The 1819-nt window shown below is 31.1% G+C and carries 2 protein-coding genes; both read right to left on the bottom strand.

Annotated elements, in window-relative coordinates; translation table 11 throughout:
• Positions 1–246 precede the first annotated feature (246 nt).
• Positions 247–792, bottom strand: coding sequence for a cupin domain-containing protein (locus tag J1D01_RS17315; RefSeq protein WP_421151760.1), 546 nt, complete (start codon positions 790–792; stop codon positions 247–249).
• 83 nt (positions 793–875) lie between these two features.
• Positions 876–1679, bottom strand: coding sequence for a helix-turn-helix domain-containing protein (locus J1D01_RS17310; RefSeq protein ID WP_421151759.1), 804 nt, complete (start codon positions 1677–1679; stop codon positions 876–878).
• Between the last annotated feature and the right edge of the window lie 140 nt (positions 1680–1819).

Here is a 1819-nt window from a genome sequence, read left to right as displayed (position 1 = left end):
GAGGAACAAATTATTAGCGAGGGTGTTTTCAGTTGTAAAAAGAGGGACTCCATATGTTGTCCTAAATCAATATGCAGCTTAAAATTTAATGAGAAATTATTAGGATTTGATCTTGGAATACGTATAAAAGCAGTAGCGGCTTAATTTGCTATTGTTTTCGGATAGTAATATACTGAATTAAACCTAAAAACGGTTTGAGTTTTAACCCAAACCGTTATTGATTTTATACGTTGTTGGCATTAGTATTCAGACAAAATTAATGCCATGTTTTGCGCAAATTTCAGATACTTTTTCAAAATTTGGAGGACCAGCTGGAAGTTTTGCCAATTCTTGAAACATGTGTTCTATTCCAGCAGGGAAAGCAGAAGTAATCATTTTAGCTTTTTCTGTTCCAACAACTTTCCATGAATGTGGTATTTCTTTTGGAGCAAAAGCTACATCTCCTTCATTTAAAATAGTTGTTTTTCCATCTACCATTATTTCAATTTGCCCTTTGATTACTCTAAATATTTCATCTTCTTTGGTGTGAATGTGTGGCGGAATTCCAACTCCTGGTTCAACATTGTCCACCCATTCAACTATTTGGTTTCCCGTGTCACTACCAATCAGTTTATGAGTTTGTAGATCACCAATTACATTCAAAACATCACCTTCTGAATCTTTAATGATTTTTGGTTGAATATTTTTGTTGTGAAACTTATTGGCTTGCAAATTTTGGCCTCGGAGTATTCCGGGAATTAAAGCAATTCCTAAACCAATTCCTGAAGTTGTTATAAATTTTTTTCTTTCCATGTTTAAGTTTTATTGCAAAATACATTGGAAATTATGTTCCTACAATGTGAAAAATACGGTAAATACTTAGAATTTAGGAACAGTTAATTCTTTCTGAGGGCTGAAGGTGAAATTCCTGTATGGGTTTTAAAAAAGTAACTGAAATAATCAGGAGAAGAAAATCCTAATTCGAAACTTATCTCCTTTATAGATTTGTTCGAAAATTTTAATGCATGCCTGGACCTCATAAGTAATTGTTCAATAATGATACTTTTTGAACTCACATTCAATACTTCTTGTACACATTCATTCAAGTATTTTGGCGATACGTTAAGAAGTTTGGCATAGTAAATTACTTCATGATTTTTTAACACTTGTTTGTCAACAAGTTTTTTGAATTTATAGACTATGTTGGTTTTGGAGTTGTTGTTTGAAACTATAGATTTAATGTTGCACTGTCCATCACAGTATACAAAAAATGTGTTTAAAAGAGATAGTATAGCATCATCTTTATGGTTAAGATGAGAACCTAGAAGCTCATCAATCATTTCCAAAATTGCCTGTGTTCTTTTTTCAATACCAGGACTTAATTTAAATAATGGAATTTCGCCAGAATTGAAAATCCGTACTTTATTAATATGAAGATTACTTATAATAGGATTGTTTAAAACCTCACGAGTCAAATACAAAATATAACCAGAAGAAGTAGAACTGTTTTTTTTGAATATCCTCCATTGATATTTAGGGTCGAGGAAGAAAATTGAATTCGAAACATTTTTATATAAAACATTGTCTATTTCAATACCTTCCACCTTATTTTTAATCCAACAGACTGCAAAATCATTACTGTATTGCTTTAATGTGGTTTCTTTAATTATTTGTGTTATGTTAATAGAATCTTGTTTCATTCAATATTAATGCCAACGTGTTTCTTTAGTTTGTATTAAATAACTTTAGATAGAAAAAGAGGAGAACTATAACGTGTTTTAGATTTATAGCTCCCTTACACGTACCAGTCCTCTCTTTCTATAAAGTTGCAAAGAACCAT

The organism is Seonamhaeicola sp. NFXS20 (genome assembly GCF_049132085.1).
Taxonomy (GTDB): domain Bacteria; phylum Bacteroidota; class Bacteroidia; order Flavobacteriales; family Flavobacteriaceae; genus Seonamhaeicola.
Note: the sequence above shows the minus strand (reverse complement) of the source record. Positions and strands in the feature narration are given on the sequence as shown.